The sequence below is a fragment of the Rhodopseudomonas sp. AAP120 genome (assembly GCF_001295845.1).
Classification (GTDB): Bacteria; Pseudomonadota; Alphaproteobacteria; order Rhizobiales; family Xanthobacteraceae; genus Rhodopseudomonas.
Genome location: NZ_LJIC01000003.1, coordinates 1 through 14,474, shown reverse-complemented (window position 1 = coordinate 14,474; position 14,474 = coordinate 1). Strand labels below are relative to the sequence as shown.

Here is a 14,474-nt window from a genome sequence, read left to right as displayed (position 1 = left end):
GGGGCACCACACATGAACGCAGTGTTCGTCGACGCCAGCGACACGCTGGCGCTGATCATGGAGCAGCAGGCGCGGCCGGACGATCTGCCGATCGTGATCCATCGCGACCCAAATGTGAGCCCGGGCGATCTCCCCGGCGTCCTCGCCGGCGCGGCGATCGCCATCGTCGATCACACCTATCTGCCGACGCCGATTGCCCAGCAATGCGCCGGTCTGAAGCACGTGGTGTTTCTCGGCACCGGCGCACGCAGCTACATGAACATCGAGGAGCTCGCCGCGCTCGGTATCAACGTGCACCTGATCCGCGGCTATGGCGACACCGCCGTCGCCGAACATGCCATCGCGCTGATGTGGGCGGCGGCACGCAACCTCGCGCTGATGGACCGCGAGATGCGGGCGGGCCGATGGCTGCTCGAAAACGGCATGCAGCTGACCGGCAAGACGCTCGGCCTCATCGGTTTCGGCGGCATCGGCGCAGAAGTCGCGCGGATCGCGCATGGCTCGGGCATGAGGGTGCTGGCCTGGAATCGGACGCCGAAGGAGGTCGCAGGCGTCAGCTTCGTCGACATCGATACGCTGCTGGCCGACAGCCACATCGTCTCGCTGCATCTGTTGCTCGACGACGCGACCCGCGGCTTCCTGTCGCGCGAGCGCATCGCGGCGATGCGGCCCGGCGCGATCCTGGTCAACACCGCGCGCGCCGGTTTGACCGATGAGGCGGCGATGATCGACGCACTGCAGTCCGGCCATCTGCGCCATGCCGCGCTGGACGTCTTCGACATCGAGCCGTTGCCGGCGGATCATCCGCTGACGACGCTGCCGAACGTTACCTTGTCGGCCCACTCTGCTTTCCGCACGCCGGAGGCCAGCGAGAACCTGATCGAGGCGGCGCTGGTGCATTGCCGCCGGATCGCGGCAGGCGACTAGTTGTGGGCCGATATCTGCTGACCAGCAACTAATTACCGATCGCGAACACAATCCGCCATCGTGGCTGATCCCGATCAACGATGGCGGCCGCTTCCTCATGCAGAATTCCTGAGTTTTCAGGGAGTGAGGACATGAGGGACTGGTTTGCGGCTCTCGCAGTCGGACTCGTGATTGTCGTCGGCTGTGCCGCCGGCTTAGCCGGGACGTTGGCATTCCTGCTGACCTTCGGCATCGCCTGGTATCTGTTCGCCGCACGGGATCTCGGCTTCACCCAAGCGCGCGACAGGCTCGGCATCAGGGTGTTGCCGCCGATCTGGCGGCGCGACAACTGGCTCTGGATCGACACACTGTTCGACGATGGCGAGCGACTGCTTCAGGCCGCCGCCGTGGCACTGCTCGTCACGGCCGTCGCGCTGATGTTCTGGCCGGATCTCGTCTATGGAGCCGCGCTGCTGATCGCCGCGTTCTACGTCTCGGAGATCCTGCGCGGCAACGCCGGTCCCCGGCCGCGCGGCGTCCGCGTGCCGGACGGAAGCCGCCACACCTCCGCCATCCCGCAGACGGCTGAGTCAGCCGCAGCGACGTTGTCCACCCCGCCACGTCCCGCGCTGACAGCAGCCATCGATCTCCTCCCCGGCCCGGTGACGAGGTTTTTGCCTCCAAGCTTGACGGGTGCAGCACCGGCTGCAGAACGTCTTCGCAGGCACGAGAAGTGCAAGCCGCTGCGGCAGCGCCGCAAGATACCTCGCAAGGCCGCGCCGCAACGATCGGCATCCGCCATGCGGGCGCAGCTCGGCAAGGCAAAGCCCGCACCACGCGCCAAGCCCACGCTTCCGAGCCGCAAGCCCCATTATCCAATCGCCAGCCGGCCGCCTCAGCCGCGTCCCCCTCTGCGCCCGCGGGCGATGCGCAAACCCGCCGCGCAGATCGGCCGCGGCACGCCGAAGCCTGCCGCGGCCCGCAAGCGCTGAGCGCCTCTCGGGCGCTTACTCCACCATCTCCGCCACCGCCTTGCCGCACGCCGTCGTGTCGGCTTGGCCGCCGAGATCGCGGGTGCGCAGCGTGCGCTCGCCGAGCGTGCGTTCGATCGCCTTGACGATCGCATCCGCCGCCTGCTTCTCGCCGAGATGCTCGAGCATCATCGCGCCCGACCAGATCATGCCGATCGGATTGGCGATGCCCTGCCCGGCGATATCGGGCGCCGAGCCGTGCACCGGCTCGAACACGCTCGGAAAATCACCCTCCGGATTGATATTGCCCGACGGCGCGATGCCGATCGTGCCGGTGCAGGCGGGTCCGAGATCCGACAGGATGTCACCGAAAAGATTGGAGCCGACCACGACGTCGAACCAGTCCGGATGCAGCACGAAGTGCGCAGTGAGGATGTCGATGTGATACTTGTCCCACTTCACATCGGGATAAGCCTTCGCCATCGCTTCGACGCGCTCGTCCCAATACGGCATGGTGATCGAGATGCCGTTCGACTTGGTCGCCGACGTCAGATGCCGCTTCGGCCGCGACTGCGCCAGCTCGAACGCGAATTTCAGGATGCGATCGACGCCGGTCCTGGTCATCACCGTCTGCTGCGTGACGAACTCGCGCTCGGTGTCCGGGAACATCCGGCCGCCGACCGACGAATACTCGCCCTCGGTGTTCTCGCGCACCACCCAAAAATCGATGTCCCCCGGCTTGCGGCCGGCGAGCGGCGACGGCACGCCGGGCATCAGCCGGACCGGTCGCAGATTGACGTACTGATCGAATTCGCGTCGGAACTTGATCAGCGAACCCCACAGCGAGATGTGGTCGGGAATCTTCTCCGGCCAACCGACAGCACCGAAGAAGATCGCGTCGTGCTTGCCGATCTTCTCCTTCCAATCGTCCGGCATCATCTGGCCGTGCTTCTCATAGTAGTCGTAGCTGGCGAAGTCGAAATGATCGAACTTCACATTGACGCGGTGTTTCTTGGCCGCGGCTTCCAGCGCGCGCAGGCCTTCCGGCATCACTTCCTTGCCGATGCCGTCGCCGGGGATGACGGCGATCCGATATTCGTTCTTGGGTGTCTTCGTCTTGTCCAAGGAGAGTTCCTCGATGCGTGAGCTGCACAGAATGTCAGCACGATGGGTGTGGACCATTCCGCGTACGCGATCAACGTTGCAGCGCACACATTAACAACTACCAGCAACCTGCCATTGTGCTTGCCTGCGTCAAAACGCGCGCTACACTCTGCGCCGGCCGATCAACAAGGCCAAGGGCCAACGAGCCCATAAAAAGAGACTATAAAAAAACGGAGCCAATGCGCCCGACCAATAAGAACAACGAGGAAACGTCATGACAGCAGCTCCCCTCTCACCCCGTTCGTGGTCGATGCGCGCCGTCGTGATGGCGACGGCGCTCGGCTTCGGCATCTCTTCCGCCTGGGCCGCCGATCCGATCAGGATCGGCGTGATTGCGGAAGCCCAGGCTATCGCCGGCGCTTCGATTCCGCAGGCCGCGCAGCTCGCCGCCGAGGAAATCAACGCCAAAGGCGGCATCGACGGCCGCAAGATCGAGATCGTCACCTACGACAACCATTCGTCCTCGGCAGATTCGGTGCGCGCGTTCCAGCGTGCCGTCAACGAGGACAAGGTTCATGCGGTGATCGCCAGCTACATCTCCGAAGTGGTGCTGGCCCTGATGCCGTGGGCGTCGCGGCTGAAGACGCCATTCGTCACACCGGGAGCTGCCTCCAACGAGATCAGCAAGGCGGTGAACAAAGATTATGAGAAGAACAAATACACCTTCCACGGCTATCTGACCTCCGGCGAACTCGCGCAGTCGGTCTGCGACGCCGCCAAGGATCTGCTCGTCGACGCCCGCAAGATGAAGAGCGCGGTGATCATGAGCGAGGACGCCGCCTGGACCAAGCCTCTCGACGTCGGCTACGAGGAGTGCCTGCCCAAGGTCGGCCTGAAGGTGCTGGACCACATCCGGTTCTCGCCCGACACCACCGACTTCACCCCGATCTTCAACAAGATCGAGTCGTCCAAGCCGGATGTGATCATCACCGGCATCTCGCATGTCGGCGTGCAGCCGACGGTGCAGTGGAAGAACCAGCAGGTTCCGATCCCGATGTTCGGCATCGCCTCGCAGGCCACCAACTCGACCTTCGGCAAGGACACCAACAACGCGTCTGATGGCGTGCTGTATCAAGGCGTGTCCGGCCCGGGCGTCGCGGTGACGCCGAAATCGGTGCCGTTTGCCGACGCCTTCAAGGCCAAGTTCGGCAACTATCCGTCCTACGCGGGTTACACCGCCTATGACGAAGTCTACTACATCGCCGAAGCGGTCAAGCGCGCCGGCTCGACCGACGGCGACAAGCTGGTCGAAGCGCTGGAGAAGACTGACTATGAAGGCACGATCGGCCGCGTCCAGTTCTACGGCAAGGACGAGCCGTTCACCCACGGCCTGAAATACGGCAAGGGCCTGCTCACCGGCCTGATGCTACAATGGCAGGACGGCCAGCAGGTCGCGGTGTGGCCGCCGGAAGTCGCGAAAGCCAAGATCAAGTTCCCGGCCTTCATCAAAGTGACGGCGAACTGAGTGGTGAAGGTTATGCTCCCGGTCGCGAGCCGGGAGCATTTCTTTATCGGCACCCTCACCACGTCATTCCGGGGCGCGCGGAGCGCGAGCCCGGAATCCATAACCACCGCCGGGAGTATGGATTCCGGGCCCGCGCCAAGAGGCGCGTCCCGGAATGACGAACGAGAAGTACGTTTTCGAAGAAGGCTCGCATGCTTCCCCTGCAAATCCTGATCGACGGTTTCGCCATCAGCGCGCTGTATGCGCTGGGCGCGACTGGGTTCACGCTGATCTTTGGAGTTTCCGGCGTCCTCAACCTGTCGCACGGCGCCATCATGGTGGCCGCGGCGGTGGCGGCGTGGGCGGCGTCGAGCACGTTCGGCATCGGCAGCTATCTCGGCGCACTGGTCGGCGTCGCGACCGCCTTGGTGGCTGCGCTGATCACCTATTTCGCCGTGGTGCAGCCGATCCAGCGCTCGCGGCGGATCGCCAATGAGGAGAAGGAGATCTTCGTGCTCACCGGCACGCTGCTGTGGGGCATCATGATCCAGGAGGCGATCGCTTATTTCTTCACCAACAACGCCAAGACGGTGCTGCCGATCGTCCAGGGCGTGGTCGAGATCTTCGGCGTACGGACGCCGCGCAACCAGATCTTCACCGCGCTGGTGTGCTGCCTGGTGATCGCCCTGCTCTGGCTGCTGGTCAACCGCACCAAGATGGGCAAGGCCGTGCTGGCGGCGTCGATGAACCCGCGCGGCGTCACGCTGCTCGGACTCGAACTGACCAACATCTACGTCGTGGTGTGGGCGATCTACGGCGTGCTGGCCGGCATCGCCGGCGTGCTGCTCGGCATGTTTCTTGGCGTTTCGTCCTATAGCGTCGGCCCGCTGACGGCGAGCGCGTTCTCGATCGTCGTGCTGGGCGGCCTCGGCAGCGTCTCGGGATCGCTGATCGCCGCCTTCGTGGTCGGCTATCTCGAGACCTTCACGGCCTACATGGTTTCCCCGGCCTACCGGACCATTCCGGCGCTGCTGCTGCTGGTGATCGTGATGTATCTGCGGCCCCAGGGCCTGCTGGGGAGGCGCTGAGATGGGGTTCTTCAAGACGCGCCTGTTCTGGATCGCGCTGGTGATGGTCGTCGTCGCCTCGACGCTACCGCTCTACGTCTCCGGCTACATCCTCGGCCTGCTGACCGTGGCGTATTACTTCGGCGTGTTCGCGATGTCGTGGGACCTGTTGTTCGGCTTCGCCGGCGAGGTCAATTTCGGCCCCACCTTCCTGATCGGGGTCGGCGCCTACACGGCCGGCATCATCAACAATCAATACGGCCTGTCGCCGTACATCTGCATCTTCATCGGCGCCGGCGCCTCCGTGATCGCCGGTTTCGTGCTGGCGCTGCCGGCGCTGCGGGTGCGCGGGCCGTATTTCGGCCTGACCACGCTGGTCGCGGTGCTGATGCTGCAGAACTTCATCGTGGTGTTCGCCGACCTCACCGGCGGCGAGATCGGCCTCACCATCCCGGACGTCATCACCATCAGCGCCAGCGCCAATTACTGGATCGCGCTCGGCTTCATGACGGTGAGCGCCGCAATCCTCTATGGCCTGTCGCAATCGCCGATCGGCCTGGTGCTGCAGGCCTCGGGGCAGGATCCCGTGCAGGCCGGCGCGCTCGGCTTTAACATCGTCAAGCACAAGCTGTTCGCCTTCGTGGTCAGCGCGTTCTTCTCCGGCCTCGCCGGCGCGCTGCTGGTGTTCTACTTCGGCACCGCCTCGGTCGGCACCGTGGTCGATATCGCGGTCGGCGTGAACGTCATCGTCGCGGCGGTGCTCGGCGGCCGGCGCACCGTGCTGGGCGCGGCGCTCGGCGCGATCTTTCTGATCGTCGCTGGCGAATTCCTGCGCCCGACCGGCGAGCTCTCCACCTTCATCGTCTCGGCGATCGCGCTGCTGGTCGTGCTGTTCTTCCCCGGCGGCTTCCTCGGCGCCGCCATGTCTAGAGACACAACTCCTCGAGAGGCACGCACCTGATGGACGCCAGCAATTTTGCGCCCGTTCTCGAAGCGCGCGGCCTCACCAAGAAGTTCGGCGGCCTTACCGCGGTGAAGAACCTGTCCTTCGAGCTGCACGCCGGCGAGATTTTTGGGCTGATCGGCCCGAACGGCTCGGGCAAGTCCACCGCGATGAAATCGCTGATGGGCATCGAGCGGCCGACCGCCGGTGAGGTCGTGTTCGAGGGCGAGAACATCGCCGGCCTGCCCGCGCACAAGATCGCCCGCAAGGGTTTTGGCATGGTGTTCCAGCATTCGCGGCCGCTCAACCGGCAGACCGTGCTGGAAAACATCATGGTGGCGCTGCTGCCCGACAGCCTGCTGGCGCTGTTTCACGACAGGGCGCTGACCGAGCGCGCCGAAGCGATCGCCGAGCGCGTCGGGCTCGCTGCGGTGATGCGGCGCAAGCCGCCGACGCTGCCGTTCGCCGATCTGCGCCGGCTGGAATTGGCGAAGGCGATCGCGCGTGATCCGAAGGTGGTGCTGGTCGACGAGCCGTTCGCCGGGCTGACGCTGGCCGAAGTCGGCGTGTTCTCCGATCTGATCGCCAGCTTCCGCGACGAAGGTCGCGCCGTGCTGCTGGTCGACCACAACGTCAAGAGCGTCGCGGCGCTGGTCGACCGCGTGCTGGCGATGTATCTCGGCGAAGAAATCTGCACCGGCGCCGCCGCCGACGTGATGAAGAACGAGACGGTGCGGCGGGTGTATCTCGGCGGCAAGATCGAGACCTCGGCGCGACCGGAGACCAGCTTCAAGGACAAGGTGCCGCTGCTGCAGGTCGAGAACGTCAGCGTGTTCTACGGCAAAGCGCAGGCGCTGGAGAACGTCTCGATCCACGTCCACGAGGGCGAGTTCGTCTCCGTGGTCGGCCTCAACGGCGCCGGCAAGACCACGCTGTTCAACACCATTTCGGGCTTCCTGCCCTACACGGGCGAGATCGTGCGCGGCGGCGAGAAGCTGCGCGGTATTTCTCCGGCCAAGATCGCGCGTGGCGGCATCGTGCAATGCCCGGAGTCGCGTGAACTGTTCGGCGAGATGACGGTGCGGGAGAATCTCGATCTCGGCGGACAGGCGCTGCCCGACGCCGAGCGCGAGGCGCAGCTTGCGTGGCTGTTCGAACTGTTTCCGATCCTCAAAGAACGCCACGGCCAGATGGCGCAGACGCTGTCGGGCGGCGAGCAGCAGATGCTGGCGATCGGCCGTGCGCTGATGATGAAGCCAAAAATCCTGATCCTCGACGAGCCGACGCTCGGCCTCGCGCCGGTGATCCTCGAGCAGTTATCGAAGGCACTCGAGCGACTGCGCCAGACCACGCCGATCACCGTGCTGCTCGGCGAGCAGAACGTCACCTTCGCGCTGCCGCACGCCGACCGCGTCTATGTGCTCGAACACGCGCGGATCGTGTGGGAAGGCGATCCCGCGCGGTTTGCTGCGGAGGCTGGCGAAGGATACTTGTGAGACATCGGCACGACCTGACGTCCACGCAATGCAGCCATGAGCCAAGTACGCTGAGCCCCACGTGCCACACCGGCCTCGTCGCGGGCGGCACAACGCCGCGGTTTGATCCAGCGCAAGCGCCTCATCCTTTCGTGGGGCGTATCACAGCGTGAAGCAAACAATGCGGAGAGAGGCCATGAACGAGGCAGCGCAAACCAACGAGTCGATCACGACTCCTCCGTCGCTGTCGCATGTGGGGCCGAACTTCATCTGGGGTGTTTCGACCGCAAGCTTCCAGATCGAGGGCGCAGCGAATGAAGACGGCCGCGGCCAGAGCATATGGGACACCTACTGCCGCACCGGGCAGGTCGCCAACAACGACACCGGCGACGTCGCCTGCGATCATTATCATCGCTACAAGGAAGACGTCGCGCTGATGAAGGCGCTCGGCCTGCAGGCTTACCGGTTTTCGATCGCCTGGCCCCGCGTGCTTCCGCAGGGCACCGGCGCGGTCAACGAAGCCGGGCTCGCCTTCTACGACCGGCTGATCGACGAACTGATCGGCGCCGGCATCGAGCCGTGGATCTGTCTGTATCACTGGGACCTGCCGCAGGCGCTGGAAGATCGCGGCGGCTGGCTCAACCGCGACATCGTGGGTTGGTTCGCCGACTACGCGCGGCTGATCGGCCGCCGCTACGGCCACCGCGTCAAGCATTTCGCCACCTTCAACGAGCCGGGCATCTTCAGCCTGTTCGCCCGCTCGTTCGGGGCGCGCGACCGCACCGCCGACGACAAGCTGCATCGCTGGATCCACCACGTGAACCTCGCCCACGGCGCCGCAGTCGATGCGCTGCGCGAGACGGTCAAGGACGCCAAGATCGGACTGGTGAGCAACTATCAGCCGATTTATCCGTCGAGCGACAAGCCCGAAGACGTCGCCGAGGCCGCGCTGATCGGCGACTACTGGAATCGCGCTTTCACCGACCCGCAATATCTCGGCGAGTATCCGGCGCTGATCCGCGACGCGATCGCGCCCCACATTCAACCCGGCGACATCCAGGCGATCTTCCGGCCGCTCGACTGGATCGGCATCAATCACTACAGCCCGGTCTACATCAACTCCGATCCCAACGCGATCGTCGGCCTCGGCTGGGGACCGAAGCCGGAGAGCATCCCGCGCACACCGATCGACTGGACGATCGAGCCCGATGCGTTTCGCGATACGCTGATCGAAGTCAGCCGTCGCTACGGCAAGCCGGTCTACGTCACCGAGAACGGCTTCGGCAGTAACGTCGAGAAACTGGACGCCGACGGCAAGTTGATCGACCCCGGCCGCATCGCCTTCCTGCGCGACTACATCTCCGGCCTCGACGCCGCGCTCGCCGCCGGTGCCGACGTGCGCGGCTATTTCGTCTGGTCGCTGCTCGATAATTTCGAGTGGGAGTCGGGCTACGGCGTGCGCTTCGGCTTGGTCTATATGGACTATCCGACGCTGCGCCGGATCCCGAAGGCGTCGTTCGCCTGGTACGCCGGCGTCATCCGACACGCACGCGGCGTCACGACGGCATAGCGGCCTGCTTATCGCTGGACTCCGGCATATTGTCGATCGCGGCGATCAGCGCCGCGACCCGGTTGGCGGACGATCGCCAGTCGGCGATACGCTGATAATTGTCGACCAGCCAGTTGACGGCGCCCTGCACGGTCACGAAGGCCGCGGCGCTTTGCGTCACCTCGCCGAGCGACATCGCGCCGCTGAGATATTTCGGGAAGCACAGGAAATATGCGGCGACCGGCGCGAACAGGAAGTTGGCGTGCGACACCAGCGTCATGTCGACCAGCTGCCAGCACAGATCGCGCCATGAGCGCATCACCTCTTGCAGACGACGCTCCAGCTTGGCCATCCACTTGGTCTCGCGGCCCTCGCCGCCGGGGTCGCAGCCGCGCAGCACTTCGGCGGCGGCGCGGAATTCGGCCTCGTTCTGATTGCGCTGCTCGCTGATGCTGGTCATGCGCCGGCCGAACCACAGCATCAGAGCCGTCATCAGGCTGGAATAGCCGATCACCCCGAGCACCAGGTAACCCGGAACGTCGATGCGACTGCCGAACACGTGGATGCCAATGCTGCCACCGACGCTCCACAGCACGCCGAAGAACGTCAGCGCTGTGAGCACCGACGACAGCAGCGCCAGGATCAGATCGACCGGCGCATCGGTGGCGACGCGGACGTCTTCGGCGAGACGGTATTCCGGATTCTCCGCGCTGTGATCATGGCCGTTCATCGGTGCCGCATGGCTGCGATGCTCCCACCGTTCGAGAATCGCCCGGGTCATCGACTCGCGCCATTTGCGCTGTCCGGTCATCCGTGCCCACACCGAGGTCGCGGCCATCGCGATGCTGGCGCAGGCCAAGGCCAGAAACACGAAAGTTTGAGTCCAGAGCTCGGCCCCGTCGCGCCGCTCCAGTGCGTCGAAAAAGTGCCTATTCCATTGGTTAAGATAAAATTGCACCGCCAATTGGGCGAGCACGACGCCGATCATCACCACGATCAGGCCGGTGATCCGGGGCTTGCCGCCAAGCCAGAAGCGCTGCGACAATTGCCAGAACGCGGACAGGTTGTGGCCGTTCGCGTCGTTATGTGAGAAGAGACCCATGGCGCGAGATATAAGTCCCGAAACCGCGACTTGGGAAGCGACCCGGGCTACCCAATGCGTCTAGTCTCGCGGCGTGATCCATGTAGTCGTATCGTCGATCTATTCAACTCAGGGGAGTTCACAGGGTGAGTGCAGATCCAGCTCTGGTGCGGGAGACCGCGTGTGCGGTCGTCGATAAGCTCAAGGCCGGCGAGGTCACGCCGCTCGATCTGCTCGACACGCTGGAGCAGCGGATCGCCGAGGTCGACGGCGCCGTCAACGCGCTGCCGACGCTGTGCTTCGATCGCGCCCGCAGCCGCGCCGCCGAGCTGATGAAGAAGCCGGTCGCCGAGCGCGGCGTGCTCGCCGGTCTGCCGGTGCCGATCAAGGATCTAACCGCGGTCGAGGGCGTGCTCACCACGCTGGGTTCGCCAATTTTTAAGGACAACGTGCCGGCGCAGTCCGACCTGCTGGTGACGCATCTCGAAAGCAACGGCGCGCTGGTCTACGCCAAATCGAACACGCCGGAATTCGGCGCCGGCGCCAACACCTTCAACGAGGTGTTCGGCGCGACGCGCAATCCGTGGGATCTGTCGCGCTCGGCGGCCGGCTCCTCGGGCGGCGCCGCGGCCGCCCTCGCCTCCGGCACCGCCTGGCTGGCGCACGGCTCCGACATGGGCGGCTCGCTGCGCAATCCTGCCAGCTTCTGCGGCATCGTTGGTCTGCGCCCGAGCTTCGGCCGCGTCGCGCATACGCCGTCGGTGGCGATCGACCGCAACCTCGGTGTCCAGGGCCCGATGGCCCGCAACGTCGAGGACGTCGCGCTGCTGCTGGACGCGATGAGCGGCGAGTATCCGAACGACCCGCTGTCGATCCCCTCGCCTGCGACCTCCTTCCTCGCCGCGACCCGGTCGCGCACCAAGCCGCTGCGCGTCGCGTACTCGCCCGACCTCGGCATCACGCCGGTCGATCCGGAAGTCGCCGCGGTCACCCGCAAGGCGGCCGAGCGCTTCGCCGAAGCCGGCGTGATCGTCGAGCAGGCGCAGCCCGATCTGTCGGAAGCGCACGAATGCTTCCAGACGCTGCGCGCGTTCGACTTCGCGATCAACATGGCGAAGCTGCTCCGCACCAAGCCGGATTTGCTGAAGCCGGAAGTGATCTGGAATATCGAGCAGGGCCTCAAGCTCACCGTCGACGATCTCGCCAAGGCCGAAGCGCAGCGCGTCACGCTGACCGCGCGGGCGAACGAGTTCTTCAAGACCTACGACCTGCTGCTGTGCCCGGCGACCATCACCGCGCCGTTCCCGGTCGAGCAGCGCTACCTCGCCGAGTGCAACGGCCACACCTTCGACAACTACATCGAATGGCTCGGCATCGTCTATGCGATCACGCTGGTGTGCTGCCCGGCGCTGTCGCTGCCCTGCGGCTTCACGGCCTCCGGCCTGCCGGTCGGCCTGCAGATGGTGGCGCGGCCGCGCAATGAGGCCGGCCTGCTCGCCGGCGCCGCCGTGCTCGAGGACATCCTCGGCGTCCGCGGCTCGACGCCGATCGATCCACGGCCCGCCCCCGCGAGCCTGTAAGCCCCTGGACACTGGCGGTTGTGACGCGCTGTGCTAGTCTTGGCGCGTCACTACAACCCGACCTGCCATCAAGGCGGGCGATGAGGAAACGCCGCATGTCCGAACCACTCAAGATCCACGTCGATCAGGACAAATGTCAGGGCCACGCGCGCTGCAAGGCGCTGGCTCCCGAATTGTTCGACCTCGACGATTACGGCAACGCCCACGAGAAGGGCGACGGGGCCGTTCCTGCTGAACTGACCGACAAGGCCTGGCTCGCCAGGTCGAATTGTCCGGAAGTCGCGATCGAAGTCAGCGAGAGCTGATCTTTTGCATCGCACTAATCGCGGCGCAGACCGCATCAGCAACGAACCCCGAGGAACGCCGAATGACCGAGCGACCGCCCGTCACCGATTGGATTCACGATTTCGATCACACCGACCCGCGCTGGACCGAGAACCCTTACCCGATCTGGGATGAACTGCGCAGCGCCAGCCCGGTCGTCCACACCGACCGCTTTCTCGGCTGCTACATGCCGACAACCTTCGCGGCGGTGAAAGAGATCTCTTACGACACCGAGCATTTCTCGTCGCGGCGGATCATCGTCCGCGAGGTCCGTCTGGCCTCCCCGCCGCCGGCCCCGCCGATCACCTCCGATCCGCCCGAGCACAAGCCGGCCAAGCGCCTGCTGCTTCCGCCGTTCACGCCGGATGCGGTAGCGAAGCTCGAGCCGCGCGTCCGCGCGATGTGCAACGAACTGATCGACGCCTTCATCGGCGACGGCAGTTGCGACGCTGCGGCGGCCTACAGCAAGCACATCCCGGTCAAGACCATCTGCGCCATGCTGGGAATTCCGGAGAGCGACAGCGACATCTTCATCCGCTGGATTCACGAGGTCCTCGAACTCGGCATCAAAGACGATACGGTGCTGATGAAGGCGATCTACGAGATGAGCGTGTATTTCGCCGGCCATATCGCACAGCGCAAGCAGCAGCCGACCGAAGATCTGATCTCGACGCTGATGAACGCCCGCGACGACAACGGCCAGCCGCTGTCCGACGCCCACGTGCTCGGCTCGCTGCGGCTGCTGCTGATCGCTGGGATCGACACCACCTGGAGCGCGATCGGCGCCGCGCTGTGGCATCTCGCGACGCATCCGGACGATTGCGCCCGGCTGGTCGCCGAGCCCGAGCTGATGCCGACCGCAATCGAGGAGTTCCTGCGCGCCTATTCGCCGGTGACGATGGCGCGCGAGGTGGTGAAGGACACCGCGATCGCCGGCTGCCCGGTCAAGGCAGGAAACATGATGCTGCTGTCGTTCCCGGTCGCCAACCGCGATCCGGCGATCTTTCCGGACGCCGACCGCGTCAAGATCGACCGCAAGGAGAACCCCCATGTCGCGTTCGGGCTTGGCATTCATCGCTGCGTCGGCTCAAATCTCGCCCGCATGGAGATGACCGTCGCGCTCGAGGAATGGCTGAAGCGGATTCCGCAGTTCCGGCTCGATCCGACCAAGCCGGTGCGTTGGTCTGAAGGAACGGTGCGCGGGCCGCGGCAGTTGCCGCTGTTGCTGGGCCGGCCGAACTAATCGCAGGAGGATCATGTCGGACGAATCCGAACCGCCGGAATCCAAGCTCACCCGCAGCAAGCAGCGCTGGGCGGCCGAGGGCAAGTTTCTCACCGGGCGACACGCGCGCCCGGAGGAGCAACGCCTGCCGCCCGGGCAGCATCTGACGCAGGACTGGCCGGTGCTCGATCTCGGCACCACGCCGCCGATCAGCCGCGAGCGCTGGCGGCTCGACGTCTACGGCGCGGTGGCGCAGCCGCTGTTCTGGGACTGGGCGCAGTTCATGGCGCAGCCGCAATCCGACTTCGTCTCCGACATCCACTGCGTCACCACCTGGTCGCGCTACGACAACCGCTGGCAGGGCGTCGCCACCCGCGATCTGCTCGAGGCCTGTCAGCCGCACGAGCAGGCGCGTCACATCGTGCTGCACAGTTACGACGGCTACACCACCAACCTGTCGCTCGACGACTTCGCCGCACCCGATGCGCTGATCGTGCATGCCTGGTCGGGCGCACCGCTGGAGCCGGAGCACGGCGGTCCGGTGCGTCTGGTCGTGCCGCATCTCTATTTCTGGAAGAGCGCCAAGTGGCTGCAGGCGATCGAATTCCGCAACGACGACGCCCCCGGCTTCTGGGAAGTCCGCGGCTATCACAATCGCGGCGATCCGTGGCAGGAGCAGCGCTACTCGGACGATTGATCGCGTCGCTTCTCGCCACCTCTCGTCATTCCGGGGCGCGGGCGCAGCCCG

General features: G+C 65.2%; 13 protein-coding genes. 11 read left to right on the top strand and 2 right to left on the bottom strand.

Annotated features, from left to right (window positions below; genetic code table 11):
- The first annotated feature begins 12 nt into the window (after window positions 1-12).
- A complete protein-coding gene (locus IP86_RS00350) occupies window positions 13-927 on the top strand; it encodes an NAD(P)-dependent oxidoreductase (protein ID WP_054160584.1) in 915 nt (304 codons plus the stop codon).
- Between the two features lie 80 nt (window positions 928-1,007).
- Window positions 1,008-1,898 carry a hypothetical protein gene (locus tag IP86_RS00345; RefSeq protein WP_245290485.1) on the top strand — a complete coding sequence of 297 codons (891 nt, stop codon included), beginning with the start codon at window positions 1,008-1,010 and terminating at the stop codon, window positions 1,896-1,898.
- Window positions 1,899-1,913: 15 nt separating this feature from the next.
- Here the strand turns inward: IP86_RS00345 and IP86_RS00340 are convergent, their stop codons facing one another.
- Window positions 1,914-2,927 carry a tartrate dehydrogenase gene (locus tag IP86_RS00340; RefSeq protein WP_054160596.1) on the bottom strand — a complete coding sequence of 338 codons (1,014 nt, stop codon included), beginning with the start codon at window positions 2,925-2,927 and terminating at the stop codon, window positions 1,914-1,916.
- A gap of 364 nt (window positions 2,928-3,291) precedes the next feature.
- Here IP86_RS00340 and IP86_RS00335 point away from each other — a divergent pair, with 364 nt between their 5' ends.
- The 5 genes from IP86_RS00335 to IP86_RS00315 all read left to right on the top strand — a co-directional run bounded on the left by IP86_RS00335 (window position 3,292) and on the right by IP86_RS00315 (window position 9,540).
- Window positions 3,292-4,506 carry an ABC transporter substrate-binding protein gene (locus tag IP86_RS00335; protein ID WP_245290486.1) on the top strand — a complete coding sequence of 405 codons (1,215 nt, stop codon included), beginning with the start codon at window positions 3,292-3,294 and terminating at the stop codon, window positions 4,504-4,506.
- Between the two features lie 191 nt (window positions 4,507-4,697).
- Window positions 4,698-5,573: a branched-chain amino acid ABC transporter permease gene (locus IP86_RS00330; RefSeq protein WP_054160581.1), complete on the top strand. Its 876-nt coding sequence runs from the start codon at window positions 4,698-4,700 to the stop codon at window positions 5,571-5,573.
- Window position 5,574: 1 nt separating this feature from the next.
- On the top strand, window positions 5,575-6,513 hold the full coding sequence (locus tag IP86_RS00325; protein ID WP_054160580.1) for a branched-chain amino acid ABC transporter permease: 939 nt from the start codon (window positions 5,575-5,577) through the stop codon (window positions 6,511-6,513).
- Window positions 6,513-7,991, top strand: a complete 1,479-nt coding sequence (locus tag IP86_RS00320; protein ID WP_054160579.1) for an ATP-binding cassette domain-containing protein — start codon at window positions 6,513-6,515, stop codon at window positions 7,989-7,991. The genes IP86_RS00325 and IP86_RS00320 overlap by 1 nt, the downstream gene beginning before the upstream one ends.
- Before the next feature lie 175 nt (window positions 7,992-8,166).
- The gene (locus IP86_RS00315) at window positions 8,167-9,540 is read left to right on the top strand and encodes a GH1 family beta-glucosidase (RefSeq protein WP_054160578.1); all 1,374 of its coding nucleotides are present in this window, start codon (window positions 8,167-8,169) and stop codon (window positions 9,538-9,540) included.
- Here the strand turns inward: IP86_RS00315 and IP86_RS00310 are convergent.
- Window positions 9,527-10,621 (bottom strand): SbmA/BacA-like family transporter, encoded by a 1,095-nt coding sequence (locus IP86_RS00310; protein WP_054160577.1) that lies wholly within the window; start codon window positions 10,619-10,621, stop codon window positions 9,527-9,529. The two genes, IP86_RS00315 and IP86_RS00310, sit on opposite strands and share 14 nt — an antisense overlap.
- A 125-nt stretch (window positions 10,622-10,746) precedes the next feature.
- On the opposite strand from IP86_RS00310, the gene IP86_RS00305 reads away from it, so the two are divergent.
- The 4 genes from IP86_RS00305 (at window position 10,747) to IP86_RS00290 (ending at window position 14,423) form a co-directional block, all read left to right on the top strand.
- Complete coding sequence (locus tag IP86_RS00305) at window positions 10,747-12,180, top strand: amidase (protein WP_054160576.1); 1,434 nt, start codon at window positions 10,747-10,749, stop codon at window positions 12,178-12,180.
- 95 nt (window positions 12,181-12,275) lie between these two features.
- Window positions 12,276-12,485, top strand: a complete 210-nt coding sequence (locus tag IP86_RS00300; RefSeq protein WP_054160575.1) for a ferredoxin — start codon at window positions 12,276-12,278, stop codon at window positions 12,483-12,485.
- 62 nt (window positions 12,486-12,547) lie between these two features.
- Window positions 12,548-13,747 (top strand): cytochrome P450, encoded by a 1,200-nt coding sequence (locus IP86_RS00295; RefSeq protein WP_054160574.1) that lies wholly within the window; start codon window positions 12,548-12,550, stop codon window positions 13,745-13,747.
- A gap of 13 nt (window positions 13,748-13,760) precedes the next feature.
- The gene (locus IP86_RS00290) at window positions 13,761-14,423 is read left to right on the top strand and encodes a sulfite oxidase-like oxidoreductase (protein ID WP_054160573.1); all 663 of its coding nucleotides are present in this window, start codon (window positions 13,761-13,763) and stop codon (window positions 14,421-14,423) included.
- Window positions 14,424-14,474: the final 51 nt, after the last annotated feature.